We start from the raw sequence: 26,457 nt of genomic DNA, 5'->3' as shown, positions 1-26,457 counted from the left end.
GCAGAAGACTGTCCTTAGAGGTGAAACGTTTGGCAACAAAGCATGAACAAATCCTATCGTACATAGATTCGCTTCCTGTCGGTGAAAAAATTTCGGTCAGAAGAATTGCGAAAGAAATGAAAGTCAGTGAGGGAACGGCTTACAGAGCCATTAAGGAAGCCGAAAATAAAGGGTTCGTTTCCACTATTGAACGTGTGGGAACCATCCGGATTGAACAGAAGAAAAAGGAAAATATTGAAAAGCTGACATATGCCGAGGTTGTCAATGTGATAGATGGCCAGGTGCTCGGCGGAAAAGCCGGTCTGCATAAAACGCTGAATAAGTTTGTGATCGGCGCGATGGAGCTTGACGCGATGATGCGTTATACGGCGGCTGGGAACCTGTTAATCGTCGGAAACAGAATCAATGCCCACCGCCAGGCGCTTGAAGCGGGCGCGGCTGTTTTGGTAACCGGAGGATTTAATACCGACGACAGCATTATCGAGCTGGCCGATATGCTTGAGCTTCCGATTCTCTCCACAAGCTATGATACCTTTACGGTAGCCGCGATGATCAACCGGGCGATCTATGATCAGCTCATAAAAAAAGAGATTGTGCTCGTGGAGGACATTTTGACTCCCGCCGATCGGACAGTGACGCTGTCTCCTAAAGATAAGCTGGAGAAATGGTACGAAAAAAACGATGAAACCGGACACGGCCGCTTTCCTGTCATTGACGGGCAAATGAAAATCCACGGGATTCTCACACCGAAAGATATCGCCGGACATGACCGGTCAGTCCCGATTGAAAAAGTAATGACCAAAAACCCTGTCACGGTCATCGGGAAAACGTCTGTCGCCTCAGCGGCTCAAATGATGGTTTGGGAAGGAATCGAAGTGCTTCCGGTGACAGACGGGAACCACAGACTGATCGGCATGATCAGCCGTCAGGACGTCTTAAAAGCGCTGCAAATGATTCAAAAGCAGCCTCAGGTCGGGGAAAAGCTGGATGATATCGTTTCAAGGGGATTTAAAGAAGAGGAAGATGACAAAACGCCGGCCGTCTATCAATATGAAGTCACGCCGCAGATGACCAATCAGCTCGGGACGATTTCTTACGGGGTGTTTACGACAATTTTAACTCAGGCCGCCAGCCGATTTTTACGCTCCCGCAAACGCGGCGAGCTGGTCATTGAAAGCATTACGATTTTCTTCTTAAAGCCCGTTCAGATGGAATCGGTCATTGAAGTGAAGCCGCGCATTTTAGAAGCGGGCCGGAAATTCGGGAAAATGGAAGTGGAAGTGTCAAGCCAAAGCGGCATCGTTTCAAAAGCGATGCTCATGGTGCAGCTGATGGAGAGAAGTTAAGGGACGCATCTCGGTCCCTTGACATTCATTATGCGTGGTCTCTCTCCGCTTCTTTTGCATGGATAGGTTCATAATGCTTATAGGCTTTATACCCGGCCCATGCACTGCCTGCTCCGATTAAAATGAAGACGCCGCCGATGACGAGGGTCAGGACGGAGTGAAACAGAATCATTTGGTTTACTCCGTACAAAAGCACCAGCGCGCCTAACGCCATACTTGATTTAGCCGAAAAACATTCCTTCTCCAGCGCCCGTTTCGTCTGGATGCCTTTTACTTTGTAATACACGTAAAAGCAGGCAGAAAGCCCGATGAGAAAAACAAAAACCAGCATAAATGAAATCCTCCATTATATGAGTTTGCAAAACCGTTTATACCGTTGCTGAAAGATTTTCCTTTTCCATGGATAAAGAGTATGATTAAATGAATAAAAACAAAAGGAGAAAACGATGAAATCCGAATTGATCAGAACCATATCATTATATGACACCATTATCTTACATAGACATGTGAGGCCTGACCCAGACGCTTACGGATCACAGTGCGGCCTTACGGAAATCCTGCGGGAAACGTATCCCGAAAAAAATATTTTTGCCGTCGGACAGCCTGAGCCGTCCCTGTCTTTCTTATATTCCCTCGATGAGGTGGGTGACGAAACCTACAAAGATGCTCTTGTCATCGTGTGCGACACCGCAAACCAAGCACGGATCGACGATCAGCGCTACCATTCCGGCGCAAAGCTCATGAAAATAGACCACCATCCAAATGAAGATCCGTATGGCGATCTGTTATGGGTCGATACGAATGCAAGCTCTGTAAGCGAAATGATCTATGAGCTGTACCTGGAAGGAAAGCAGCACGGCTGGAAGCTGAATACGAAAGCAGCTGAGCTGATCTACGCGGGTATCGTCGGTGATACGGGACGCTTCTTATTCCCGAACACCACAAAAAAGACATTAAAATACGCGGGAGAGCTCATTGAGTTCCCATTTTCATCGTCAGAGCTGTTTAATCAATTGTATGAAACGAAATTAAATGTGGTGAAGCTGAATGGCTTTATTTATCAAAATGTGTCATTGTCTGAAAACGGCGTCGCTTCCGTTTTCATTAAAAAAGACATTTTGGAGACATATGGAACCACCGCTTCTGAAGCGTCGCAGCTCGTCGGAACACTCGGAAACATTTCCGGTATTCGCGCTTGGGTGTTTTTCGTAGAAGAAGACGACCAAATCAGAGTCCGGTTCCGTTCAAAAGGCCCGGTCATCAATGGAATTGCCCGGAAATACAATGGCGGCGGACATCCGCTTGCAGCCGGCGCATCCATCTTCAGCTGGGATGAAACCGGTCCGATTCTTGCTGATCTTGAAGAGATATGTAACGAACACAAGTAGAGGGGAGACCCTCTTTCTTAGTGTTCATCTGTCACGGGGATGAACCAGCAGCCGAAATCAGTCAGGTCTTCGTAGACGCGGAGATTACAGATTTGGAGTTCTTTTTTTATGAGGGAAGCGAGTGTGTCTGTTTCTGCATATGCGGAATAGCCTTTTCTGATTCGGTCTGCATGATCTTTTGCCAGGCGGCGTTCACTAAAAACCTCCATTTTCCCTTCCTCCCTTCAGAATCATTGAAAATGTCTCATTTACAGTTTATAAAAAAGCGGAGAAAAAAGCGACAGATCTATGGAAATTTTTTAAAAATGACATAATTACGTCGCAAAAGAAATATGAATTTCGACAGACAATCTCGTATAAATCGTCAGTTCCTTTACTTGAGCTTTATATTCCTTTTCATTTATGGTGTACACCTTGTTTTCAATCGTCCGTTTTAAAAGCTCCTTTGTTTTATACACGCTCTCAATATCCTTTGTGATGACTTCAGAAATATCATCTTTCACCTGTTCTTCAAATTTCATCTTATCAGGCTGGGCGATTCTGTATTTTTCCCCATTGATCAGCTTCACATCAACACTTTGGATAAGCAGTCTTTGTTTATTATCCTCATTTAATTTATGAAGGTCTTTCTGATAGATGGAGATCTGGTTTTTCAAATCCCGTGCGTGCTCCCGCTGTTTTTCAATTAACGTCACCTGTTCTTCCTGAAACGTTCCGTATGTAAACAGAAAGAACAGCCAGCTGACGATGGCTCCGCACATCATTCCCGCAAAAAAACGCTGCCATCCCGGTTTTTTATAATACTCGGGAATTCTCATGAAGGCATATTCTCCTGAGCCAGCCATGACACAATCAGCCAGCCGGTCTGCGCGCCGCCCATCGCTGAAATTATTAATAGAAGCTGTTTGAAGATGTCGCGCGTGTTGCCTTCAAACAGCCCCCGCTCAAAACTGTATACGGCGTCAAATGTTCCTCCGATGGCCGCGACAAGCGCCCAGATCTTCAGCCTGTTCGCCAATTTTGTAATCGCCGTAAGCGGAGGCTCGCCTGATAAATAAGCTCCGACGCCGCCGATGAGCGCTCCGCCGAGCAAAACGCCGAGGGCGATAAAATAACTGCTGATAAAATTCGCCATAAAGCCGGCTTCCTGATCCATATATACACCACCTCACTTTTCTATCATATTGAGCAAAGCGGACAAGTATGATGATGAGTCAAAAAAGAACATTTGTTTCTTAAGAAAACCCGTCTTATAATGTAGAAAGGCAAAATGAACGTATACGGAAAGGAGTGGCGGCATTGTCTTTTGTTCATCTGCAAGTGCATAGCGGCTACAGCCTGTTAAACAGCGCCGCTTCTGTAAAAGATCTTGTTACACAAGCGAAGGAGCTCGGTTATTCTTCATTGGCGCTGACGGACGAAAATGTGCTGTACGGCGCCATTGAGTTTTATAAAGCATGCAAGTCAAACGGAATAAAGCCGATTATCGGTCTGACGGCTTCTATATACACGGACGAAACGGAACTTGAAGCACGCCCGCTTGTTCTTTTGGCGGAGACAAATACCGGTTATCAGAACCTGCTGAAAATCTCAAGTGCGCTGCAATCCATAGCAAAGGGCGGCATGAAGCGAAAATGGATGAAGAGCTATCATGAGGGGCTGATCGCCATTACACCCGGTGAAAACGGGTACATTGAAAGTCTGCTGCAAGCCGGGAAATTTGAAGAAGCGGTCAAAGCTGCCGAAGGATTCCGGGAACTGTTCGGAGAAGACCGTTTTTATTTAGGATACCAGCCGTTCAAAGGTCATGAGACGTTATCGGAAGATATTCTCCGCCTGTCAGCCGAGACGGAAATCCCAGTCTGCGCTGCGGGGGATGTCCGTTATATCAAGAAAGAAGATCAAGATGCGTACCGCTGCCTGTGCGCCATTAAAGCCGGTGAGAAATGGGAGGATCAGAGCGGAAATCTGCCGGATTTACACTTGAGGCCGCCTGAAGAGATGGCGGAGCTTTACACGCGGCATCCGGAAGCGATTGAAGCATCCGCGCGTATCGCCGGGCAATGCCGGGTCGATGTCAGCCTCGGACAGACACGCCTTCCGTCTTTTCCGGCGCCGGACGGCAAATCAGCCGATGATTATTTGGCGGAAGTCTGTCACGAGGGGCTGCGTCTCCGTTTCGGCACTCCTGATGAGCGCGCCGTCCGCCGGCTTGAATATGAGCTGGACGTCATCAGGCGCATGAAATTCAGTGATTATTTTCTCATCGTATGGGACTTTATGAAGTACGCGCATGAAAAGGGCATTGTGACAGGCCCGGGAAGAGGATCTGCGGCAGGCTCGCTTGTCGCTTACTCTCTTTTCATTACAGACGTGGATCCGCTGAAACATTCTCTGCTGTTTGAAAGGTTTCTTAATCCGGAGAGGATCAGCATGCCCGATATTGATATCGATTTCCCAGATACGAGAAGGGATGAGGTCATTCAGTATGTACAAAATAAGTACGGGGCCATGCACGTCGCCCAGATTATCACCTTCGGAACATTGGCCGCAAAGGCGGCGTTAAGAGACACCGGGAGAGTGTTCGGAATCAGTCCGAAAGAAGCTGACCAGCTTGCCCGCCTGATTCCGTCAAAGCCGGGAATGACGCTTGAGGAAGCGAGGCGGCAGTCCGCTCAGCTGAACAGGCGGCTGTCTGAATCCGCCGTTCTTCATAAAGTGTTTCAGGTCGCCAGGAAAATTGAAGGTCTTCCGAGGCATACGTCAACACACGCGGCCGGCGTTGTTCTCAGTAAAGATCCGCTTTCTGAAGTTGTCCCTCTTCAAGAAGGGCATGACGGCGTGTATTTAACGCAGTATGCGATGGATCACTTAGAAGATCTGGGTCTTTTGAAAATGGACTTTTTAGGTTTGCGCAACCTGACGCTTATTGAATCCATTAAAACGATGATTGAAAAAGAGACGAATACGAAAATTGATTTTTCTGAGATTTCTTACCAGGATGAAAAAACGTTTTCCCTATTGTCAAACGGCGATACGACGGGCATTTTTCAGCTGGAATCATCAGGAATGAGAAGCGTGCTGAAGCGTTTGAAGCCGTCGAGGCTTGAAGACATTGTCGCGGTGAATGCGCTTTACAGACCGGGGCCGATGGAAAATATTCCATTATTTATCGACCGGAAGCACGGGCGGGCGCGTGTGGAAGTGCCGCATGAGGATGTAAGAAATATTCTCAGTGACACGTACGGCGTCATCGTCTATCAGGAGCAGATTATGATGATCGCCTCGCGGATGGCAGGGTTTTCATTAGGTGAAGCGGATCTGCTCAGACGGGCTGTCAGTAAAAAGCAAAAGGACATTCTGGACAGAGAGCGAAGCCATTTTGTTGAAGGGTGCTTAAAAAAGGAGTATTCTGTAGTCACTGCAAACGAGGTCTACGATCTGATTGTCAAATTCGCCAACTACGGATTTAACAGAAGCCATGCTGTCGCATACAGCATGATCGGCTATCAGCTCGCCTATTTAAAAGCGCACTATCCTTTATATTTTATGTGCGGTCTTTTGACGAGCGTCATCGGCAATGAGGACAAAATATCGCAATATCTGCATGAAGCGAAGGGGAGCGGGATCCAAGTTCTTCCGCCGTCAATAAACAAGAGCGGTTTTCCGTTTGCGCCGGAAAACGGAGCCGTCAGATACAGTTTGCGGGCCGTGAAAAACGTAGGCGTCTCGGCAGTGAAAGATATTTATAAAGCAAGAACACATAAACCGTTCGAGGATCTTTTCGATTTCTGCTTTCGCGTACCTGCAAAAAGCGTGAATCGGAAAACAATCGAAGCCCTTATATTTTCTGGCGCCATGGACGAATTCAATCAAAACCGCGCCTCCTTGCTGGCCTCCGTTGATGTCGCTTTAGAGCACGCTGAACTTTTTCGTGCAGACGATGACCAAATGGGATTGTTTTTGGAAGAATCGTTCTCCATTAAGCCAAAATATGTAGAGGCTGAGGAATTTCCGCTCGTGGACAAGCTTCGGTTTGAAAAAGAAGCTCTCGGTGTTTATTTCTCAAGCCATCCTTTGTCCGCTTTCAGGGATCTCTTGAAAAAACGGGGTGCGCAAGCGATCGCAAAAGCGCGTCAGGCGCCTAAGGGGCAGCTGTCGATCGGCGCTTTGCTCGCAGGCATCAAAACGATTCGGACAAAGACAGGTCAGCATATGGCGTTTCTCACATTAAGCGACGAAACGGGAGAAATGGAAGCCGTCGTGTTTCCTGACCAATACAGAAGGCTGTCTCCGCTGTTAAAAGAAGGCGCGCTTTTATTCGCCGCCGGAAAAATGGAAGAGCGGCAGGAGAAGACACAATTCATCATGTCATCCGCCTCTCTTCTTGAGGAGACGGAGACAGACAGAGCGCCGTCTGTTTACATCAAAATCGAAGGCAGCCGGCACAATCAGGAGTTTTTGGAAAAGATGAAGCGTATTTTACTGGAGCATAAAGGGGAAACCGGCGTTTATCTTTATTATGAAAAAGACAAGCAGACCATCAGGCTGCCCGACACCTTTCATATTCAGGCGGACCATCAGGCGTTGTACCGTTTAAAAGAGCTGCTGGGCCGCGAAAACGTCGTGTTAAAATAGTGGTAACAACAATGGTTTTGTTATACAATTGAAACAATTGTGCTATCTTATTTAAAGATTCTGAAATTTTTCACCTCCAGAGATTGTACCAGTCTATGCGGCAGAATATGTAACAAAGTACTTAAAAGGAGTGTTTAGCATGTCATTAAGAGAAGAAGCGTTACATTTACACAAAGTAAACCAAGGAAAGCTTGAATCAAAAGCAAAGGTGGAAGTCAGAAATGCGGACGATTTAAGCCTTGCCTACTCTCCGGGGGTAGCTGAGCCTTGTAAAGAGATTTATGACGATAAAAATAAAGTATATGATTATACAATGAAGGGGAACATGGTAGCAGTCGTAACAGACGGATCAGCGGTTCTCGGTCTCGGTAATATCGGGCCTGAAGCTTCACTTCCGGTTATGGAAGGAAAAGCGGTTCTGTTCAAAAGCTTCGCGGGCGTGGACGCATTCCCGATCGCGCTCAACACAAACGACGTGGACAAAATCATCGACACGGTGAAGCTGCTTGAACCGACATTCGGCGGTGTCAATCTTGAAGATATTGCGGCGCCGAACTGTTTTATCATTGAAGAGCGCCTGAAAAAAGAAACAAACATTCCGGTTTTCCACGATGATCAGCACGGCACTGCCATCGTAACCGTAGCCGGACTTGTAAACGCGCTGAAATTATCAGGAAAATCCATGTCATCTATTAAAGTTGTGGCAAACGGAGCTGGAGCGGCAGGCATCGCGATCATCAAGCTTCTTTACCATTTCGGCGTTCGCGATATCGTGATGTGCGACTCTAAAGGAGCCATTTATGAAGGGCGTCCTGCCGGCATGAATGCGGTGAAAAACGAAGTGGCCAAGTTTACAAACCAAGACCGCAATGACGGTTCGCTGCAGGATGTCATTAAAGATGCAGACGTCTTTATCGGCGTATCAGTCGAAGGCGCTTTGACAAAAGAAATGGTGGAAAGCATGGCGAAAGATCCGATTATTTTCGCAATGGCCAACCCGAATCCGGAAATCATGCCTGAAGACGCGCGCGCAGCCGGCGCAAGCGTAATCGGAACAGGCCGTTCTGATTTCCCGAACCAGGTCAACAACGTACTTGCATTCCCTGGAATCTTCCGCGGAGCGCTTGACGTTCGCGCGACTCATATCAACGAAGAAATGAAAATAGCTGCGGTTGAAGCGATCGCTTCCCTCGTTTCAGAGGATGAATTAAGCGCGGAGTATGTCATCCCGGCTCCATTTGACAAACGCGTGGCTCCTGCCGTTGCGAAAGCCGTTGCGAAAGCGGCGATGGAAACGGGCGTCGCCAGAATTACGGTTGACCCTGAGGAAGTGGCTGAAAAAACAAGACAGCTTACGGTCATCGGCGAATAATAACACAAAAAGAATTGGCAGCGCGTTGGGAAAAACAACGCGCTGCTGTTCAATATACGGACTGCTGGCATTTTTTTAAGGGCAGGTCTTAAAAAAATTTCAGCAGAATCCTTATTTCTTTTGAAAACGCTGACAGATAAGGCTGAGCAACGCTTTTGAAGGTCTGTCATCCGTCCGTTTCCGCCTGCTTTTCAGCAAAAAATGTCGAATGGAGGATGACACCGTTTGACAAAAAAAGTACAATAGTTTCGGTAAAGTTATTATTAAGTCTATCTAATCGGAAGACATGCAGTGAAGAGAACCCTTCACAAAAGGGAGGTAATCATTTGTTAAAGGATATATTCACAAAAAAGAAAAAATATGCTTCCGTGCCGTCTGAGCAGGCAAAACATGATGTTCCGGAAGGCATTATGACAAAGTGCCCCAAATGTAAAAAAATCATGCTCACAAAAGAGTTAGATAAAAACCTGCGCGTCTGCATGAACTGCGGGCATCATTTCCCGATGAATGCAAAGCAGCGCATTGAAATCCTCCTGGATGAAAATTCATTCGAAGAATTCAACCAGGGAATGATATCTGAAAACCCGCTCGGTTTCCCGGGATACTTAGAAAAAATCGAAAAAGACCGTGAGAAAACATCGCAGAATGAAGCGGTTGTTACCGGAAAAGGGACCATCAGCGGATTCCCTGCCGTTATCGCGATCATGGATTCGACATTCCGCATGGGCAGCATGGGCTCGGTTGTCGGCGAAAAAATCACGCTGGCAATTGAAAAAGCGAAAGAGGAAAAAGTCCCGTTCATCATCTTTACCGCTTCCGGCGGCGCACGTATGCAGGAAGGGGTCTTAAGCCTTATGCAGATGGCGAAGACAAGCTCTGCATTGAAACTGTTCAGTGAAGAGCAGGGGCTGATTATTTCGGTTATGACCCACCCGACGACAGGCGGCGTATCGGCCAGTTTCGCGTCTCTCGGTGATTATAATTTCGCTGAACCGGGCGCCTTGATCGGATTTGCCGGAAGACGTATTATTGAACAGACGATCGGAGAAAAACTGCCGGAAGATTTCCAGACGGCGGAATTTTTATTAAAGCACGGCCAGCTTGATGCGGTGATTCACAGAAACGACATGAAAGACAAACTCGCATTTCTGCTGGACATGCACCAAACAGGAGGTGAGCATGAGTGGCTGCAAGATTAGAATTTGAAAAACCGGTGATTGAACTGCAGACAAAAATCGCCGAACTGAAAAAATTCACCCAAGATTCGGAGATGGATTTAAGCGCTGAAATCGCAAGGCTTGAAGACCGGCTCAGCAAGCTCCAGGATGAAATTTATAAAAACCTGAAGCCTTGGGACAGAGTGCAGATCGCACGCCTTCCCGAACGGCCGACGACCCTTGATTACATTCAATACCTGTTTACCGACTTTTTTGAGTGCCACGGAGACAGAACATACGGAGACGATGCTGCGATTGTCGGCGGAGTTGCCAAATATCACGGCATGCCGGTCACCGTCATCGGTCATCAGCGCGGAAAAGACACGAAAGAAAACCTTGTCCGCAATTTCGGGATGCCTCACCCTGAAGGCTACCGTAAAGCGCTTCGCCTCATGAAGCAGGCGGATAAGTTTAACCGTCCGATTATCTGCTTCATCGACACGAAGGGAGCGTATCCCGGCAAAGCGGCGGAGGAACGGGGACAAAGTGAAGCCATTGCTAAGAACCTGTTCGAAATGGCCGGCCTGACAGTGCCTGTCGTTTGTATCGTCATCGGCGAAGGCGGCAGCGGAGGGGCGCTTGCATTAGGTGTGGGCAACCGCATGCTGATGCTGGAGAACTCGACGTATTCCGTTATTTCTCCTGAAGGAGCCGCGTCCATTTTGTGGAAAGATTCCAGCCTTGCCAAAAAAGCTGCTGAAACCATGAAGATTACTGCGCCCGATTTATTAGAATTAGGAATTATAGATAATATGATTAAAGAAGTGAAGGGCGGAGCTCACCATGACATCAAGCAGCAGGCGGGCTACATTGACGGCATCCTAAAAGAAACATTAAAATCTCTTCTCCCATTGAACGCCGAAGAATTGATCTCACAGCGCTACGAAAAATACAAAGCCATCGGAAAAGTTTCGGTTGAGGATCAATATATCGGGGCAAACTGAATAGACGTGAAGCCTATGGCTCACGTTTATTTTTTGTGTTTTTTGTGATATTCCTTAAATTTTATTTAAAAACAGTTTATTTAATTGTATAATAGGTAAGGTTTCATGGGAGCTCAGGCGTCCCTTTTCATTGTTTTAGGGCAATGATCATGATATGTTTAACATATATATGTTGCTGAGGTGAATAGGAAATGAAGCGTATAGGAGTATTAACGAGCGGCGGGGATTCCCCGGGGATGAACGCAGCGGTGCGAGCGGTTGTGCGTAAAGCTATCTATCACGATGTAGAAGTTTACGGAATTTATAACGGTTATTCAGGATTAATCAGCGGAAAAATAGAGAAATTGGAACTGGGTTCGGTCGGTGACATCATCCACCGAGGAGGAACAAAGCTGTATACAGCCAGATGTCCTGAATTCAAAACAGTTGAAGGCCGTGAAAAAGGAATCGAAAATTTAAAGAGACTCGGTATTGAAGGTCTTGTCGTGATCGGCGGAGACGGTTCGTATATGGGTGCGAAAAAATTAACGGAGCACGGGTTTCCGTGTGTAGGTGTACCGGGTACGATAGATAATGACATCCCGGGAACTGATTTTACGATCGGATTTGATACGGCGTTAAACACCGTAATTGATGCGATTGATAAAATCCGTGATACAGCTACGTCGCATGAGCGTACATACGTTATTGAAGTGATGGGACGCCATGCAGGCGACATTGCTTTATGGGCAGGTCTTGCAGGCGGAGCGGAATCCATTTTAATCCCTGAAGCGGACTACGATATGGAAGAAATTATCGGCCGTTTGAAGAGAGGGCATGACCGCGGCAAAAAACACAGTATCATCATCGTTGCTGAGGGGGTAGGCAGCGGGGTTGAATTCGGAAAACGCATCGAAGAAGAAACAAACCTTGAAACACGGGTATCCGTTTTAGGGCACATCCAGCGCGGCGGATCTCCAAGCGCTTCTGACCGGGTTCTTGCAAGCCGCCTCGGCGCTTACGCGGTTGAGCTTCTGCTTAAAGGAAAAGGCGGACGCTGCGTAGGTATACAAAACAACAAGCTTGTAGACCATGATATTATAGAAATTTTAGAATCAAAACATACTGTTGAACCAAACATGTATCAGCTTTCAAAAGAACTGTCTATTTAAGACGGACGAAGCTGAAGATTTCAGAAGGAAGTGAACGAGTTGAAAAAAACAAAAATCGTTTGTACAATCGGTCCGGCCAGTGAAAGTGTAGAAATGCTGACAAAATTGATGGAAGCGGGTATGAATGTTGCTCGTCTGAATTTTTCACATGGTGATTTCGAAGAGCACGGCGCAAGAATCAAAAACATCAGAGAAGCAAGCAAAAAGCTCGGCAAAAACGTGGGGATTCTCCTCGATACGAAAGGCCCGGAAATCCGCACGCACGATATGGAAAACGGCGCGCTTGAGCTTCAGGCGGGAAATGAAATTATCGTTTCTACAAAACAGGTGCTGGGAACGCTTGAAAAATTCTCAGTTTCTTATGAAGGTCTGGCAGACGACGTGTCAGCAGGGTCTATTATCCTGCTGGATGACGGTTTAATCGGATTGGAAGTGATTGAATCAAATCCGGAAAAACACGAAATCAAAACAAAAATTTTAAACAGCGGCACGCTGAAAAATAAAAAAGGCGTAAACGTTCCCGGCGTCAGCGTCAACCTTCCGGGGATTACTGAAAAAGACGCTAAAGACATCGTCTTCGGTATCGAGCAAGGCGTTGATTTCATCGCTGCGTCATTTGTACGCCGCTCTACGGATGTTCTGGAAATCCGCGAACTGCTTGAAGAGCATAACGCGTCTGACATTCAAATCATCCCTAAAATTGAGAACCAGGAAGGCGTCGACAATCTTGATGCGATTCTGGAAGTATCTGACGGCTTAATGGTAGCGCGCGGAGACCTCGGCGTAGAGATTCCGGCTGAAGAAGTGCCGCTCGTGCAAAAAGAAATGATCAAAAAATGCAACGCGCTCGGCAAACCGGTTATTACCGCGACTCAAATGCTTGACAGCATGCAGCGCAACCCACGTCCGACTCGCGCTGAAGCAAGTGACGTTGCCAATGCTATTTTCGACGGCACAGATGCGATCATGCTTTCCGGTGAGACGGCTGCGGGACAATATCCTGTTGAGGCGGTTCAAACAATGTTTAACATCGCCACACGCACGGAAGAATCTCTGAACTACAAAGAAATTCTGTCTAAACGCAGAGATCAGGTCGGCATGACGATTACCGATGCAATCGGCCAATCCGTTGCGCACACGGCAATCAATCTGAACGCGGCAGCTATCGTTACGCCTACAGAAAGCGGCCATACGGCGCGTATGATCGCGAAATACCGTCCGCAGGCTCCGATTGTAGCCGTTACAGTGAATGAGTCTGTATCACGCAAACTCGGCCTTGTATTCGGTGTCTTCCCGGCAAGCGGCCAAAACGCGAATTCTACAGATGAAATGCTTGAAGATGCAGTTCAAAAATCACTTGACAGCGGACTCGTGAAACACGGTGATCTGATTGTCATTACAGCCGGTTCTGTCGGTGAATCAGGCACGACGAATCTGATGAAAGTCCACACTGTCGGCAGCGTAATCGCAAAAGGACAAGGCATCGGACGCAAATCAGCATTCGGTCCGGTTGTTGTTGCAAAAAATGCGAAGGAAGCTGAACAAAAAATGACAGACGGCGCAGTATTGGTTGCTTCAAGCACTGACCGTGACATGATCGCTTCGCTTGAAAAAGCATCAGCGCTCATCACGGAAGAAGGCGGTCTGACAAGCCATGCCGCAGTAGTCGGTTTAAGCTTGGGCATTCCGGTTATCGTCGGTCTGGAGAACGCAACTTCAGTTTTAACAGAAGGACAGGTTATCACAGTTGACGCTGCCCGCGGCGCTGTGTATGAAGGCCGCGCAAGCGTTCTTTAAACAGCTTTAAAAAAGAGAGGGGGGTTCTCCCTTCTCTTTTGTCTTTAGGTTGATTTTCCTATTCCCATGCGGACGGTGACGCGCTTTTAGAAGGGCAGGAGGGCAGAAAAATGAGACTTTTATTCTTACTGTTTATCGTGTGTCCGGCAATTGAAATCGGCTTGTTTCTGCTGGCGGGAAAATGGCTCGGCGTTTTTCCGACCGTCCTTCTCATCATTTTGACAGGCGTGCTGGGCGCCTTGGTGGCAAAAAGACAGGGAATTGATGTATATCATCGGGTGATGCGCGACCTGCAGCACGGCAGCATGCCGGGGGACGCGCTTCTTGACGGAATATGCGTCTTTATCGGAGGCCTGCTTTTGATGCTTCCGGGTTTTTTGTCCGATATTGCAGGGGCCTGTCTTCTGATTCCGTTCACTCGGAACCGCATGAAGCCGCTTTTGTTCAAATGGCTGAGAGGAATGTCAAAAAACAAGCGGATCATTATCAAATAAAAACGGCAGCCTTTTTGCAGGGCTGCTGTTTTTATTTGGACTGCACAGTAATATAGGCCCATATTTCTTTTAAAGCGCCCGTTGTGATAAAGGCCTGAATGAAAACGAGCAGCGCAGGCCCCGCAGCCAGTCCTAAAATTCCGAACAGCTTAAAGCCGGCAAACAGGGCGATTAAGGTCGCAAGCGGATCAAGCCCGATTGACTTGCTTAAAATCTTCGGCTCCGTCAGCTGGCGCTGAATGAGAACCACAATATATAAAATACCGAGACCGATCGCTTGGGGAAGCTGACCGGCAATGGCCAAATACATAATCCAGGGAACAAATACCGATCCAGCGCCGAGATACGGGAGAAGATCCACCAGGCCGATAAAAAAGGCAATGGTCGCCGCATGCTCAATTCCTAAAAGAAACAGTCCGATAAAGACAATGATCATCGTAAAAAGGATGAGCACGGCCTGCGCCTTAATGAAACCGGCCATCGCTTTTTTCAGTTCTCCCGACACGGCCTTGGCGTTTGCCGAAACGCGTTCCGGAAGAATGGAATAAAGCATCGCTTTCAGCTTGTGCCAGTCCTTTGTCATAAAAAAAGTCGCCAGCATTGCGAATACGAAGACGGCAGCCGTATTGGGAAGGAAAGCAATCCATTTCGGCACCAGCTCTAAAAGATGTGAAAGCATCAGCCCCGCATTTTTAGCGGCTGTATCACCGAGGGTCTGGATATGCGTCACGATGGATGCCTGCTGATTGGTTTCCAGCCCGTTAAATAAGACAGTCAGCTCGTGGTACAATGGCTGAATGCGGGAAGTGAAGAACTCCTCGCAATACGTTATAAAGGCGCTGATATGGGGAGGGAGCGTTTTGGCCAGATAGGCGGTTCCCGAGATGATTTCCGCAACGAGAAAAGTCGCCGCGCCAAGAAGAATCAGCAAAAAGAAGGCCAGGACAATGACTGTATTGACTGATCGGGGCAGCCCCGTCAGTTTGTCCAGCCAGTCAACCACGGGAATGATCGCCGACGACAGAATAAGGGCGATCAGAAACGGATAAGTTAACGAAAATGAGGCGTAACCGGCCGCTAAAGCGCCGCCGGCCGCAGCTAGTACAAACAGCGCGCGGAAAAAAACAGTTGCATAGTGCGGATTCACATCGATCCTCCTCTCGGTCGGCACGTCCTATTACATTAGTTTATTCGTCAAAAAAAAGGATATGAATACAGTTATGATGAAGGATGGTGCTTTCAGGATGTTTACACAGGCGAATTTATTTTTACTATTATTGCTGGCCATCGCATTGATAGCCAAAAACCAGTCATTGCTTTTTGCCGTCGGCTTTCTTATTGTGATAAAAGCTGTCGGTCTTGACCAGAAATTGTTCCCGGTGATTCAGTCAAAAGGAATCAACTGGGGGGTCACCGTCATTACAATCGCCGTTTTAGTGCCGATTGCGACAGGTGACATCGGTTTTAAACAGCTCGGAGAAGCGATGAAATCATATTATGCGTGGATCGCTCTCGGCGCCGGAATCGCCGTTGCCTTAATCGCCAAAAACGGTCTCACCTTATTGGAAAACGATCCTCATATTACAACGGCGCTGGTGATCGGCACGATACTTGCCGTCGCGCTTTTCGGCGGCGTCGCCGTCGGTCCGTTAATCGGCGCCGGAATTGCCTATCTGGCCATGCAGATCGTAAAAATATTCACTTCGTAAAGTAAAAAAGCGGCTTAAAGCCGCTTTTTTTTTGCGGAAAAAGAGGAAAAAACCGCGTAAAATCAAGAAAATGTGCGAGAAAGAAAAAAAAATTATAGGTAAACATTTAACAAATGTCTGATTATTGTTTATAATAAGAATAGGCTTAAACTTAAATAAGCTTATAAGAATTTGTTATGTTCCTCTATAAGCATATCGGTTATGTAACCGCAATCAATGAAATGTAAGCATTTTCTTAAAGGGGAAAGGGAGTGTTTACATGATTCATTTTAAGTAAGCCGTATGTTTTATGTACTCTTTAAAGGGGAATTTTGATTGAAAAGGAGAGGTTGAATATGACAGCAACACGCGGTCTTGAAGGGGTTGTAGCAACAACATCATCTGTAAGCTCTATTATCGACGATACCCTTACATATGTAGGGTACGATATTGACGACTTGACAGAGAATGCAAGTTTTGAAGAAATCATTTATTTGCTGTGGCATCTGCGCCTGCCGAATAAAACAGAGCTTGCTGAACTGAAAAAACAGCTTGCGAAAGAAGCTGCCGTTCCACAAGAAATCATTGAGCACTTCAAATCCTATCCCCTCAATAACGTACATCCAATGGCTGCGCTCCGGACGGCAATTTCATTACTCGGTCTGACTGACAGTGAAGCCGATGTCATGAATCCGGAAGCGAACTATAGAAAAGCCATCCGTCTGCAGGCGAAGGTGCCGGGCATTGTCGCCGCTTTCTCAAGAATCCGCAAAGGACTTGATCCTGTTGAACCGAAGGAAGAGTACGGTATTGCGGAGAACTTCCTTTACACTTTAAACGGTGAAGATCCTTCTCCGATCGAAGTGGAAGCGTTTAACAAAGCGCTCATTCTTCATGCGGATCATGAGCTGAATGCATCAACATTTACGGCGAGAGTATGTGTCGCCACCTTATCCGATATTTACTCAGGCATCACGGCAGCCATCGGCGCATTAAAAGGGCCGCTTCACGGCGGAGCCAATGAAGCCGTCATGAAAATGCTGACAGAAATCGGAGAAGTGGAAAATGCCGAGCCTTATATCCGCAGCAAAATGGAGAAAAAGGAAAAAGTGATGGGCTTCGGACACCGCGTGTATAAGCATGGGGATCCGCGCGCCAAACATTTAAAAGAAATGAGCAAACGCCTGACGAATCTGACGGGTGAAAGCAAATGGTACGACATGTCAATCCGTGTCGAAGAAATTGTGACATCTGAGAAAAAACTTCCGCCTAACGTTGATTTCTATTCCGCATCTGTGTACCACAGTCTCGGCATTGACCACGATCTGTTCACGCCGATCTTTGCGGTCAGCAGAATGTCCGGATGGATCGCGCACATTCTTGAGCAATACGATAACAACCGCCTCATCCGCCCGCGCGCTGAATACACGGGTCCGGATAAGCAGACTTTTGTTCCGATTGACGAAAGAGCCTGATCAAACGGGAGGCTGGTGATTTTCATGTCGTTAGCCTCTTGTTAATCAAGACCAAGTTGGTTTACAATTTTGATAGAATCTTGAGAAAAATCATTTTATTTTCTATACAAGAAAAATAAAATGTTTTCTAAATATGAATTACATACTGGGAGGTAATATTGTGTCACAAGGTGAAAAAATTACAGTCTCTAATGGAGTATTAAACGTACCAAATAATCCGATTATCCCGTTTATTGAAGGTGACGGCACAGGCCCTGATATTTGGAACGCCGCTTCTAAAGTATTGGAAGCCGCTGTTGAAAAAGCATATAAAGGCGAGAAAAAAATCACGTGGAAAGAAGTTTATGCCGGTGAAAAGGCTTATAATAAAACAGGTGAGTGGCTTCCTGCCGAAACGCTGGAAGACATCAGAGAGTACTTCATCGCTATCAAAGGACCTCTGACGACACCGGTCGGCGGCGGTATCCGTTCTCTGAACGTGGCGCTGAGACAGGAACTTGATTTGTTTACGTGCCTGCGCCCTGTCAGATATTTCACTGGAGTGCCTTCTCCGGTCAAACGTCCTGAAGATACGGATATGGTCATTTTCCGTGAAAACACGGAAGATATTTATGCCGGAATTGAGTATGCGAAAGGTTCTGAAGAAGTTGAAAAGCTGATCAGCTTCCTGCAAAATGAAATGGGTGTTAACAAAATCCGTTTCCCTGAAACATCAGGAATCGGCATCAAGCCTGTTTCTGAAGAAGGAACAAGCCGCTTAGTCAGAGCTGCCATTGAGTATGCGATCGAAAACGGCCGTAAGTCTGTCACGCTTGTCCACAAAGGAAACATCATGAAGTTCACTGAAGGGGCATTTAAAAACTGGGGCTACGAGCTTGCCGAAAGAGAATACGGAGATAAAGTATTCACTTGGGCCGAATATGACCGCATCGTCGAAAAAGACGGAAAAGAAGCGGCTGATAAAGCGCAGAGCGAAGCGGAAGCAGCAGGAAAAATCATCGTCAAAGACAGCATCGCTGATATTTTCCTTCAGCAGATCTTAACCCGTCCGAGCGAATTCGACGTCGTAGCGACGATGAACTTAAACGGAGACTATATCTCTGATGCGCTTGCCGCTCAGGTAGGCGGAATCGGAATCGCACCGGGAGCGAACATCAACTATGAAACAGGGCATGCGATTTTTGAAGCGACTCACGGAACGGCTCCTAAATATGCCGGCCTTGACAAAGTCAACCCGTCATCGGTTATCCTTTCAGGAGTGCTTCTTCTTGAACACCTGAACTGGAATGAGGCTGCTGACCTAGTCATTAAAGCTATGGAAAAAACGATTGCTTCAAAAGTAGTAACTTACGATTTTGCAAGATTAATGGACGGTGCAACTGAAGTGAAATGTTCAGAGTTCGGTGAAGAGCTTATCAAAAACATGGACTGAACCTAAAGCAGACTTCTAATGAAGCCAAAAAAGGAGAAGAGAATCATGGGAAAAACACGCAGTAAAGTTTCTGTTATCGGAGCAGGATTTACGGGAGCGACAACAGCCTTCCTTACAGCTCAAAAAGAGCTTGCGGATGTTGTGCTCGTTGATATTCCTCAATTAGAAAACCCGACTAAAGGAAAAGCGCTTGACATGCTCGAAGCAAGTCCGGTTCAAGGATTTGACGCGAAAATCACAGGCACGTCCAACTACGAGGACACAGCCGGTTCTGATATCGTCGTCATCACGGCCGGAATTGCGAGAAAACCAGGCATGAGCCGTGATGATCTCGTATCTACAAACGAAAAAATCATGAGAAGCGTCACACGTGAGATCGTGAAATATTCTCCTGACTGCATTATCGTCGTGTTAACAAACCCTGTTGATGCGATGACATATGCGGTGTACAAAGAATCAGGCTTCCCGAAAGAACGCGTTATCGGACAATCCGGAGTGCTTGACACTGCGCGGTTCAGAACATTCGTCGCTGAAGAATTAAACCTGTCAGTAAAAGACGTGACCGGTTTTGTTCTTGGAGGACACGGTGACGACATGGTTCCTCTCGTCCGTTATTCCTATGCGGGCGGCATTCCGCTCGAAACACTTATCCCGAAAGACCGTCTTGATGCGATTGTAGAGCGCACAAGAAAAGGCGGCGGGGAAATCGTCAACCTTCTCGGCAACGGAAGCGCCTACTATGCGCCTGCTGCATCACTGACAGAAATGGTAGAAGCCATTTTGAAAGATCAGCGCCGCGTGCTTCCGACTATCGCTTATTTAGAAGGCGAATACGGTCATGAGGGCATTTACTTAGGCGTACCGACGATTATCGGAGGAAACGGCCTAGAGCAAATCATTGAGCTTGAACTGACAGACTATGAAAAAGCACAGCTGAGTAAATCAGTTGAATCTGTCAAAAACGTGATGAAAGTATTGTCATAAGAAAAAAGGGAAGGCTTCCGAATCAGAAGCCTTCCTCTTTTTACAATTAATGAAAGCGTTTTCTTTTTCTCTGAACGATCCTTTCTCTGAAAATGATCAAAAAGGCGAATTGTCTGAACGGGCAGTATTGGATAAAATGAAATCATAAAGTGATATGCAGCACATAAAATAGAGAAAATTGGATGTCGGGGAAAATAGACAGCGGAGGGCGCAGCATGAACAAAAAAATTTTAGTTGTAGATGATGAACAATCTATCGTTACTCTTTTACAGTACAATCTGGAACGGTCCGGCTATGATGTCATTACCGCATCAGACGGCGAAGAGGCTCTGGAGCAGGCAGAGAAGGAAAATCCGGATTTAATCGTACTGGATGTCATGCTGCCGAAAGTGGACGGAATCGACGTCTGTAAACAGCTCAGACAGCAGAAAATGATGGTTCCGATCTTGATGCTGACAGCAAAAGATGAAGAGTTTGATAAGGTGCTGGGACTGGAGCTCGGAGCGGATGATTACATGACAAAGCCGTTCAGTCCGAGGGAAGTGACTGCGCGGGTGAAAGCCATTTTAAGAAGGGCTGACATTTCTTCGCTGTCACAAAGCAGAGAAGAGGAAAAGGACGGGCAGATCCTTATCGGCGAGCTGAAAATTCTTCCGGAGCATTACGAAGCGTACTTCAAGTCAGAACAGCTGGAATTGACGCCTAAAGAATTTGAACTGCTTCTGTATTTGGGAAAACACAAGGGAAGAGTGCTGACGAGAGATCTTCTGCTGAGCGCAGTCTGGAACTATGATTTTGCCGGGGACACCCGGATTGTTGACGTTCATATCAGCCATCTGCGCGACAAAATCGAATCAAATACCAAAAAACCCATCTATATTAAAACAATCAGAGGTTTGGGGTATAAACTGGAGGAGCCAAAAATGAATGAATAAAGTCCGTGTGCGTCTGTTCGCTTTACTCGTTGTATGTATCATATTGGTTTTCAGTGTTCTCGGCCTTTTTTTACAGCAGCTTATTTCTTCAGCCGCTAAAGACAGAACGGCGGATCAGCTGAAAAAGGAATCGGTATACATAGCGGGCCTTCTTGACACCGGCCGAATCGGCAATAAAAACAATGAAACGGTGGTCCGCGACGCCGGCCGCACCCTTGGTATAAACGTCTCCGTGCTCAATGAGAAGGGTGACGCCGTATTTCATTCCGGCAGGCATGCTGATGATTCAGCCGTAAAGGAGTTCATTTCTCACAATAAAAATGAGGCAGCCATACAGTCGGGTAACAAAGTGATCCGCGGCGCTGCCGTAAAAGATGACGCCGGCCAAACGGCGGGATATGTGCTCGTTTCCTCGGAAATCAGCGGCGGTTCAAGTATTACCGGAGAAATGTGGGGCATGCTGGCAGCAAGTCTTTGTACCGCTTTTATCATTATCGTTTTCTTTTATACAAACATGACGTCCCGTTACAAAAAATCAATCGACGCCGCGACGAAGGTGGCGACGGAGCTGTCCAAAGGCAATTATGACGCCCGCTCCTACAGCGGTTACGCAAGGCGGTCTGACCGTCTCGGGCGTGCGATGAACAGTCTGGCGGTCGATTTGATGGAAATGACGAGAACGCAGGATATGCAGCGCGACCGTCTGTTAACCGTCATTGAAAATATCGGTTCAGGTTTGATTTTAATAGACGGGAGAGGTTTTATTAATCTCGTGAACCGATCGTACACGAAGCAGTTTCATACAAAGCCTGAACGTCTGCTTCGCCGCCTTTACCATGATGCGCTTGAGCATGAGGAAATCATTCGGCTCGTCGAAGATATTTTTATGACGGAGACGAAAAAATGCCAGCTGCTGAGACTTCCCATCAATATTGAGCGGCGCTACTTTGAAGTTGACGGCGTTCCGATCATGGGTCCTGATGATGAATGGAAGGGCATTGTTCTCGTTTTTCACGATATAACGGAAATTAAAAAATTGGAGCAGATGAGGAAGGACTTCGTCGCCAATGTTTCCCATGAACTGAAAACGCCGATCACTTCGATTAAAGGCTTTACGGAAACGCTGTTAGACGGGGCGATGAAAGATGAAAAGGCGCTTTCAGACTTTCTGTCTATCATTCTGAAAGAAAGTGAGCGGCTCCAATCCCTCGTACAGGACTTATTGGATTTATCCAAAATGGAGCAGCAAAACTTTACGATGCGAGTAGAATCCTTTGACGCCGCAAAAATCCTCCATGAAATCGAAGCCCTTTTACAGCATAAGGCTGAGGAAAAAGGCATCAGTTTTCAGCTCGATCTTCCGGAGGAGCCGATTTTTGTGACGGGTGATGTGCACAGGCTGAAGCAGGTATTCCTGAATCTGGCGAACAACGCTTTAACCTACACGCCTGAAAAAGGGACGGTGGCGATTTCGGTAAATGTGAAAGAAACCGCTGTTGATATCAAAGTGTCCGATACGGGAATCGGTATTCAGAAGGAAGAGATTCCGCGGATATTTGAGAGATTTTACCGCGTGGATAAAGACAGAAGCCGCAACTCGGGAGGAACCGGGCTCGGTCTTGCCATCGTAAAGCACTTAATAGAAGCCCATGAAGGCAAAATCGAAGTCACAAGCGAGCCGGGACAGGGAACTGTGTTCACTGTGACGCTGAAGCGGCCGCCGGCAGCGTGATCAGCTTTACAAAGGATTAACAATTTCTTCATGACCTGTTAAACCTATCTTGTTAGGATGTAACAGAACCCCTTCATCCAAGGAGCCAATTTTGACGGCGGGAACGTGTTTTCTTGTTCCCGTCCTTTTTTGCGTTTTGACGGGGTCCGCTCATTTTCCTTTCAAATTGAACTTTGTTAAAATAAGAGAAGCTGTGAGATTAAAAAAACAGAGGAATGACGAGCTTTTGCTCTTAGGAGGATATTGAATGACGGAACGAAAAAAATTAGTGCTTGTCGACGGAAACAGTCTGGCGTACCGGGCGTTTTTTGCATTACCGCTTCTAAGCAATGAAAAAGGCATTCATACAAATGCCGTATACGGGTTTGCGATGATTTTAATGAAAATGCTGGAGGATGAAAAACCGACCCACATGCTGGTGGCTTTTGATGCGGGAAAAACGACTTTCCGCCACAGCACGTTTAAAGAATATAAAGGCGGAAGACAAAAAACGCCGCCGGAGCTTTCTGAACAGATGCCGTTCATCCGTGAGCTCCTCGATGCTTATAACATCAGCCGCTATGAGCTTCCTGAATACGAAGCGGATGATATTATCGGCACACTTGCCGTATCTGCTGAGAAAGACGGCTTTGAAGTAAAGGTATTTTCCGGAGACAAAGACTTAACGCAGCTTGCAACCGGGAAAACGACCGTTGCCATTACGAGAAAAGGCATTACCGACGTGGAAGATTACACGCCGGAACACGTCGAAGAAAAGTACGGTCTGACACCGCTGCAAATCATTGATATGAAGGGATTAATGGGGGATTCCTCCGATAACATCCCGGGCGTTCCCGGCGTCGGCGAAAAAACGGCAATTAAACTCTTGAAGCAGTTCCATTCGGTTGAGAAACTGCTTGATTCAATTGATGAAGTCAGCGGGAAAAAATTAAAAGAAAAGCTCGAAGAATATAAAGAACAAGCCCTGATGAGCAAAGAGCTGGCGACGATTATGACAAATGCGCCGATTGAAGTCAAGCTTGACGATTTAGATTATCAAGGGTTCGACCGTGAACAAGTCGTAGCCATTTTTAAAGACCTCGGTTTTAACACGCTGCTTGAGCGGCTCGGTGAAGATAGCGGAGAAACGGCGGAAGAAGATTTTGAGGACATCAATGTTGAAACGGCCGAAGAAATCACTGAAGCTATGCTCGTTTCGCCGTCCGCTTTAGTCGTCGAACAAATCGGGGATAACTATCACGAAGAACCGATACTCGGCTTTTCCATCGTGAATGAAACAGGCCTTTATTATATTCCGAAAGAAACCGCCATCCAGTCCGAAGCGTTTAAATCCTGGGCTGAAGATGAGTCGAAGAAAAAGTGGGTGTTTGACAGCAAACGCTCCGTTGTCGCTTTGCGCTGGCAGGGAATTGAGCTGAAGGGAACGGAATTTGATGCGCTTCTTGCTGCCTACATTATAAACCCGGGCAATTCGTACGACGATGTCGCGAGCGTAGCGAAAGAATACGGCCTGAATATCGTTTCAAAAGATGAAGCGGTTTACGGAAAAGGCGCAAAGCGCGCCGTTCCGGCTGAAAAAGAGCTTGCCGATCATCTCGCGCGAAAAGCGTCTGCCGTTAACAGCCTCCGGGACAAACTGCTGCACGCGCTGGAAGAAAATAATCAGCTTGAATTATATGAAGATCTCGAACTCCCGCTTGCGCTTATTCTCGGAGAAATGGAATCAATGGGCGTCAAAGTGGATGTTGATAGACTGAAGCGAATGGGCGAAGAGCTCGGCGCGAAGCTGAAAGAATATGAAGAAAAAATCCATGACATCGCCGGTGAACCGTTTAACATCAATTCACCAAAACAGCTCGGCGTCATTCTGTTTGAAAAGCTCGGCCTGCCGCCAGTAAAGAAAACAAAAACAGGCTATTCCACTTCAGCCGATGTGTTGGAGAAGCTCGCAGACAAACATGATATCGTCGCTTACATTCTGCAATACAGACAAATCGGCAAACTCCAATCGACTTATATTGAAGGGCTGCTGAAAGTCACACGCAAGGATTCTCATAAGGTGCATACGCGATTCAATCAGGCATTGACTCAAACCGGGCGCCTCAGTTCAACTGATCCGAACCTGCAAAACATTCCGATCAGGCTGGAGGAAGGACGGAAAATCCGTCAGGCTTTCGTTCCGTCAGAACCGGACTGGCTTATTTTCGCCGCTGATTATTCACAAATTGAGTTAAGGGTGCTTGCGCATATTTCAAAAGATGAAAATCTGATTGAGGCGTTTACGAATGATATGGACATTCACACAAAAACCGCAATGGATGTGTTTCATGTCAGCGAGGATGAAGTGACACAGGCGATGCGCCGTCAGGCAAAGGCCGTCAATTTCGGGATCGTTTACGGTATCAGTGATTACGGGCTGTCTCAAAACCTCGGCATTACCAGGAAGGAAGCGGGCGCTTTTATTGACCGCTACTTGGAAAGCTTTCCGGGCGTCAAGGCGTATATGGAAGAATCGGTGCAGGAAGCGAAACAAAAAGGATATGTGACGACTCTTATGCAGCGCCGCCGCTATATCCCTGAGCTGACAAGCCGCAACTTCAACCTGCGGAGCTTTGCGGAACGGACGGCCATGAATACGCCGATTCAGGGAAGCGCCGCTGATATTATTAAAAAAGCCATGATTGATATGGCAGCTGAGCTGAAGGAGAAAAAACTGAAGGCAAGGCTGCTGCTTCAGGTGCACGATGAATTGATTTTTGAAGCGCCTAAGGAAGAAATTGAAATATTAGAGAAGCTGGTTCCTGAAGTGATGGAGCATGCTTTGGCATTAGACGTGCCGTTAAAGGCGGATTATGCTTCAGGACCGTCTTGGTACGATGCAAAATAAATAAACAGAGAAAAAGGAAGTGATGATTGTGCCGGAATTACCAGAAGTTGAAACGGTCCGGCGCACTCTGACCGGTCTTGTGAAGGGGAAAACGATTGAATCGGCGGACATCAGATGGCCGAATATCATCAAAAAACCCGCCGAGCCGGAGGAATTCGTGCGGCAGATTGCAGGAGAAACCATCCGATCCATCGGAAGAAGGGGAAAGTTTTTGCTTTTCCACCTGGATCATTATGTCATGGTGTCCCATCTCCGGATGGAGGGGAAATACGGTCTTTATCAGGCCGATGAGCCTGACGACAAACATGTTCACGTCGTGTTTCGCATGACGGACGGAACAGAGCTCCGCTACCGGGATGTCCGGAAATTCGGCACGATGCATTTATTTGCGCCGGGAGAGGAACTGAATGCATTACCGCTTTCACAGCTCGGACCCGAACCAGATGATGAAGCCTTTACCGCCGCCTATTTAAAAGAGCGGCTGGCAAAAACGAACCGCGCGGTGAAAACCGCCCTGCTCGATCAAAAAGCGGTCGTCGGTCTCGGCAACATTTATGTCGATGAAGCTTTATTCCGGGCGCGGATTCACCCTGAGACAAAAGCGAACAGCCTGTCTGACGGACAGATAAAAACGCTTCATACAGAAATTAAAGACACCCTTCAGGAAGCGATTGACGCGGGCGGGAGCACCGTCCGGTCTTATATCAATTCTCAAGGGGAAATCGGAATGTTTCAGCTCAAACATTACGTATACGGCAAAAAGGATGAGCCGTGCAAAACGTGCGGCACGATGATTTCTAAAATCGTAGTCGGCGGAAGGGGTACGCATTTCTGCGCCCAATGCCAAAAAAAATCATAAACTGAAGCTGTTCAAGCAGGCGGCAGCAGAATGACTTTTTCTAACACAGTTGATGACCTTTCTCCATATATATATTGTGATTCACCCAATAGGCATATGTCACAATTGCCGATCAAGA

The 26,457-nt window shown here is 47.0% G+C and carries 22 protein-coding genes; 17 read left to right on the top strand and 5 right to left on the bottom strand.

What is annotated here, in order from left to right; translation table 11 throughout:
* The first annotated feature begins 29 nt into the window (after positions 1 to 29).
* On the top strand, positions 30 to 1,346 hold the full coding sequence (locus AD710_RS02160) for a CBS domain-containing protein (RefSeq protein WP_045926836.1): 1,317 nt from the start codon (positions 30 to 32) through the stop codon (positions 1,344 to 1,346).
* A 28-nt stretch (positions 1,347 to 1,374) separates the two neighbouring features.
* Here AD710_RS02160 and AD710_RS02155 read toward each other — a convergent pair whose 3' ends face one another.
* Complete coding sequence (locus AD710_RS02155; RefSeq protein WP_003152434.1) at positions 1,375 to 1,677, bottom strand: YtpI family protein; 303 nt, start codon at positions 1,675 to 1,677, stop codon at positions 1,375 to 1,377.
* Positions 1,678 to 1,792: 115 nt separating this feature from the next.
* On the opposite strand from AD710_RS02155, the gene AD710_RS02150 reads away from it, so the two are divergent.
* On the top strand, positions 1,793 to 2,734 hold the full coding sequence (locus AD710_RS02150) for a DHH family phosphoesterase (RefSeq protein ID WP_016938594.1): 942 nt from the start codon (positions 1,793 to 1,795) through the stop codon (positions 2,732 to 2,734).
* A gap of 17 nt (positions 2,735 to 2,751) precedes the next feature.
* Here AD710_RS02150 and AD710_RS02145 read toward each other — a convergent pair whose 3' ends face one another.
* The 3 genes from AD710_RS02145 to AD710_RS02135 form a co-directional block, all read right to left on the bottom strand.
* Positions 2,752 to 2,943 (bottom strand): YtzJ family protein, encoded by a 192-nt coding sequence (locus tag AD710_RS02145; protein WP_049627160.1) that lies wholly within the window; start codon positions 2,941 to 2,943, stop codon positions 2,752 to 2,754.
* Positions 2,944 to 3,048: 105 nt separating this feature from the next.
* Positions 3,049 to 3,552, bottom strand: coding sequence for a sporulation membrane protein YtrI (gene ytrI / locus AD710_RS02140; protein WP_016938595.1), 504 nt, complete (start codon positions 3,550 to 3,552; stop codon positions 3,049 to 3,051).
* Entirely contained in the window at positions 3,549 to 3,890 is a 342-nt protein-coding gene (locus tag AD710_RS02135; protein WP_016938596.1) for a sporulation membrane protein YtrH, read from the bottom strand. The genes ytrI and AD710_RS02135 overlap by 4 nt, the downstream gene beginning before the upstream one ends.
* A 143-nt stretch (positions 3,891 to 4,033) precedes the next feature.
* On the opposite strand from AD710_RS02135, the gene dnaE reads away from it, so the two are divergent.
* The 7 genes from dnaE to AD710_RS02100 all read left to right on the top strand — a co-directional run bounded on the left by dnaE (position 4,034) and on the right by AD710_RS02100 (position 14,347).
* The gene (gene dnaE / locus AD710_RS02130; protein WP_049627159.1) at positions 4,034 to 7,372 is read left to right on the top strand and encodes a DNA polymerase III subunit alpha; all 3,339 of its coding nucleotides are present in this window, start codon (positions 4,034 to 4,036) and stop codon (positions 7,370 to 7,372) included.
* 139 nt (positions 7,373 to 7,511) lie between these two features.
* Positions 7,512 to 8,744, top strand: a complete 1,233-nt coding sequence (gene maeB / locus AD710_RS02125) for an NADP-dependent malic enzyme (protein ID WP_016938598.1) — start codon at positions 7,512 to 7,514, stop codon at positions 8,742 to 8,744.
* A 326-nt stretch (positions 8,745 to 9,070) separates the two neighbouring features.
* Positions 9,071 to 9,943, top strand: coding sequence for an acetyl-CoA carboxylase, carboxyltransferase subunit beta (accD, locus tag AD710_RS02120; protein WP_016938599.1), 873 nt, complete (start codon positions 9,071 to 9,073; stop codon positions 9,941 to 9,943).
* Entirely contained in the window at positions 9,928 to 10,905 is a 978-nt protein-coding gene (accA, locus tag AD710_RS02115) for an acetyl-CoA carboxylase carboxyl transferase subunit alpha (RefSeq protein ID WP_016938600.1), read from the top strand. Before accD ends, accA begins: the two co-directional genes overlap by 16 nt.
* A gap of 191 nt (positions 10,906 to 11,096) precedes the next feature.
* The gene (pfkA, locus tag AD710_RS02110) at positions 11,097 to 12,056 is read left to right on the top strand and encodes a 6-phosphofructokinase (RefSeq protein ID WP_016938601.1); all 960 of its coding nucleotides are present in this window, start codon (positions 11,097 to 11,099) and stop codon (positions 12,054 to 12,056) included.
* Between the two features lie 39 nt (positions 12,057 to 12,095).
* Positions 12,096 to 13,853 carry a pyruvate kinase gene (gene pyk / locus AD710_RS02105; RefSeq protein ID WP_047476898.1) on the top strand — a complete coding sequence of 586 codons (1,758 nt, stop codon included), beginning with the start codon at positions 12,096 to 12,098 and terminating at the stop codon, positions 13,851 to 13,853.
* 110 nt (positions 13,854 to 13,963) lie between these two features.
* The gene (locus AD710_RS02100; protein ID WP_045926841.1) at positions 13,964 to 14,347 is read left to right on the top strand and encodes an FxsA family protein; all 384 of its coding nucleotides are present in this window, start codon (positions 13,964 to 13,966) and stop codon (positions 14,345 to 14,347) included.
* A 31-nt stretch (positions 14,348 to 14,378) separates the two neighbouring features.
* Here the strand turns inward: AD710_RS02100 and ytvI are convergent, their stop codons facing one another.
* A complete protein-coding gene (ytvI, locus tag AD710_RS02095; RefSeq protein WP_016938604.1) occupies positions 14,379 to 15,494 on the bottom strand; it encodes a sporulation integral membrane protein YtvI in 1,116 nt (371 codons plus the stop codon).
* 97 nt (positions 15,495 to 15,591) lie between these two features.
* Between ytvI and AD710_RS02090 the strand changes: the two genes are divergently transcribed.
* The 8 genes from AD710_RS02090 to mutM all read left to right on the top strand — a co-directional run bounded on the left by AD710_RS02090 (position 15,592) and on the right by mutM (position 26,339).
* Positions 15,592 to 16,056, top strand: coding sequence for a DUF441 domain-containing protein (locus AD710_RS02090; protein ID WP_007408072.1), 465 nt, complete (start codon positions 15,592 to 15,594; stop codon positions 16,054 to 16,056).
* 335 nt (positions 16,057 to 16,391) lie between these two features.
* Entirely contained in the window at positions 16,392 to 17,510 is a 1,119-nt protein-coding gene (gene citZ / locus AD710_RS02085; protein WP_016938606.1) for a citrate synthase, read from the top strand.
* A gap of 160 nt (positions 17,511 to 17,670) precedes the next feature.
* Positions 17,671 to 18,942: an NADP-dependent isocitrate dehydrogenase gene (gene icd, locus AD710_RS02080; RefSeq protein WP_016938607.1), complete on the top strand. Its 1,272-nt coding sequence runs from the start codon at positions 17,671 to 17,673 to the stop codon at positions 18,940 to 18,942.
* 45 nt (positions 18,943 to 18,987) lie between these two features.
* Positions 18,988 to 19,926 carry a malate dehydrogenase gene (gene mdh, locus AD710_RS02075; protein WP_003152455.1) on the top strand — a complete coding sequence of 313 codons (939 nt, stop codon included), beginning with the start codon at positions 18,988 to 18,990 and terminating at the stop codon, positions 19,924 to 19,926.
* 215 nt (positions 19,927 to 20,141) lie between these two features.
* On the top strand, positions 20,142 to 20,861 hold the full coding sequence (locus tag AD710_RS02070) for a response regulator transcription factor (RefSeq protein WP_016938608.1): 720 nt from the start codon (positions 20,142 to 20,144) through the stop codon (positions 20,859 to 20,861).
* Positions 20,854 to 22,593, top strand: a complete 1,740-nt coding sequence (gene pnpS / locus AD710_RS02065) for a two-component system histidine kinase PnpS (protein ID WP_049627158.1) — start codon at positions 20,854 to 20,856, stop codon at positions 22,591 to 22,593. Before AD710_RS02070 ends, pnpS begins: the two co-directional genes overlap by 8 nt.
* Positions 22,594 to 22,840: 247 nt before the next feature.
* Entirely contained in the window at positions 22,841 to 25,480 is a 2,640-nt protein-coding gene (gene polA, locus AD710_RS02060; RefSeq protein ID WP_016938610.1) for a DNA polymerase I, read from the top strand.
* 28 nt (positions 25,481 to 25,508) lie between these two features.
* Positions 25,509 to 26,339 carry a DNA-formamidopyrimidine glycosylase gene (gene mutM, locus AD710_RS02055; RefSeq protein ID WP_156187147.1) on the top strand — a complete coding sequence of 277 codons (831 nt, stop codon included), beginning with the start codon at positions 25,509 to 25,511 and terminating at the stop codon, positions 26,337 to 26,339.
* The last annotated feature ends 118 nt before the right edge of the window (positions 26,340 to 26,457 follow it).

The organism is Bacillus sp. JFL15 (assembly GCF_001184225.1).
Lineage (GTDB): Bacteria > Bacillota > Bacilli > Bacillales > Bacillaceae > Bacillus > Bacillus siamensis.
The sequence above is the reverse complement of the archived record's forward strand: the minus strand, read 5'-3'. Positions and strand labels throughout refer to the sequence as shown.